Origin of the sequence: Endozoicomonas arenosclerae, assembly GCF_001562015.1 — a bacterium.
GTDB lineage: Bacteria > Pseudomonadota > Gammaproteobacteria > Pseudomonadales > Endozoicomonadaceae > Endozoicomonas_A > Endozoicomonas_A arenosclerae.
Map to the genome: position 1 here is coordinate 1 of NZ_LASA01000020.1, position 1,877 is coordinate 1,877.

Here is a 1,877-nt window from a genome sequence, read left to right on the forward strand (position 1 = left end):
TTCTTTACAAGAATATCTCTGTCTGTCAGGCTGTGAATCGTCCTTGCCTTGGCGGGTTATGTCTGAGCTGGCACAGTGTGGGCATTTCACCCCGTCAGGCCAGCGAATCTGGCGTATCTGTTCAAAGCACTTGGCGTTGTCGAGGAGGTCATAAAGTTTCATGACACTTTTGTACAAGAAAACGTCTTCTATTCATAGTCAAATAACTCGTCCTCAACCAGCTCCCCAGAATCCATTAAGAGCCTTTCTCAAATGCCCGATCATCAAACATGCCATAAGGCATGTTGTAGAGAAAGTGATGGGATTGTCCTGCTGCAGCACTGTGGGTATGGGTGGCAGAGAGGATAATATTGTGACGGTTATAAAGAGAGGAGAACTGAGTTTCCAGTCGGTCGAGTACAGCCTGATAAACACTGTTGAAGACAGCTCCAGCATCTATGACCACTATGGCAAGACGACTCCCTTCTTCTCCCTGACTGACTATAAATGCACGAGCCCACTGACGATCATTAATTCCGGAGCTGATCTGGCTGCTGTCTGCATAACACATCATGCCACTGCCTACGGCTGCCCCGGTAATATCGACTTTGCTTACCCCAACCCAATAAGATGCTCTGGCCCCGTATGTAATTAAAACCAGCATCAACAAGACACTTCGAAGAGGAAAACCGAGCCTGTGCATACTATCCCCTACATCATCAGGAAATGAAGTATAGGCGGATGTTTACTGCGAAGATGAAGAAAGATCACAGACCTGAGGAAAACTTTCCGGGAAAATCACAGTAAAGACACAGTTATCCAACAAGTTACCCACAGGATAAGAAGGTTTTTTACAGGTGAGAGTTCAGGGCTATAGCTGCCAGAAAAGGTGACTCTTCAAAAAGTGAAATGCTAGACCTAACCAGAGGTTCGAGTCGAGAATAATCTTTTATTCAGAGCACAACAAAAGATTATTCTCGTGTCATTTTTATTGCTTCATCATCATGCCAACCAGCTGCAACATTTGCATCTCTGTCTGGCAAATTCTCTGAAGATCTTCCTGAGTTTCAATGCTCATATCGCCCAGTCGATCGTTCATTTCCTCCAGGCCATGCCATTTTTCAGAAGCCATATCTTCCGGATAGGCAGCCAGCAGTTTGTCATGAAGATTCTGTTGCTTTTCCCAAAGCGTACTCAACATAATGATAAGAATGGGAGGAGCTTGCCCTGTTAGGGATCGAAGCTTGATATAGGTCCAATACAACTGAGCAATCCGAAAAGTGCTGTTGCGTAGACACAGAAGGGCAAGATAAGCTTCTTCCTGATCAGTCATGAAGTGTCTCCTCAGTCCTTATAGAGCACCCAGAACTCGTTAATCAGAAGACATACTGCTGTCTTTTGGTCTTGAGTAATACTGCGGATGACGATCACCCTCAGACAGCCTTCAAAGAGTGACCCACAAAGTCACTGTAACATGGTCATCATAAATGCCCATAGAGAATGACAAATTGTTTTCAATCCGTTGAATAACGAGAAAGCCAAAGTTCACATAAACCAGCCTGAATGCCAGCCTCAGAAAAAGTTATCCACTTTTCCACAAAATACCTGATCAACCCCCTGAATGAACTGTGGATAAGTCATAAATATCCCTAGGAGCCTGTCGGACTTAACCAGCAAAACAGGTAAAATCCTGATTCCAGTACCAGTAACACTCAAAGCACTATGAATAAGTGGAAGTTCAAACCGGTCGACCGAAACACTCCCGACCTTTTCCCTGCCAGCATCCAGGATTATCTTCCAGAAGGTCATATGGCTCGCTTTGTGGTGGATGTTGTTGACCAGCTCGACCTGTCTCCACTGATCAATTCTTATCGAGGCACAGGATCAAAAGGCTGGCA

At 45.0% G+C, this 1,877-nt stretch carries 3 protein-coding genes; all 3 read right to left on the reverse strand.

Annotated features, from left to right (window positions below; genetic code table 11):
- Positions 1-162 (reverse strand): transposase (locus WG89_RS32830; RefSeq protein WP_172806677.1); only part of this gene is annotated, 162 nt, incomplete at its 3' end.
- A 73-nt stretch (positions 163-235) separates the two neighbouring features.
- Entirely contained in the window at positions 236-643 is a 408-nt protein-coding gene (locus tag WG89_RS01890; RefSeq protein WP_062260599.1) for a neutral/alkaline non-lysosomal ceramidase N-terminal domain-containing protein, read from the reverse strand.
- A 324-nt stretch (positions 644-967) separates the two neighbouring features.
- Positions 968-1,312, reverse strand: a complete 345-nt coding sequence (locus WG89_RS01895; protein WP_062260601.1) for a hypothetical protein — start codon at positions 1,310-1,312, stop codon at positions 968-970.
- Between the last annotated feature and the right edge of the window lie 565 nt (positions 1,313-1,877).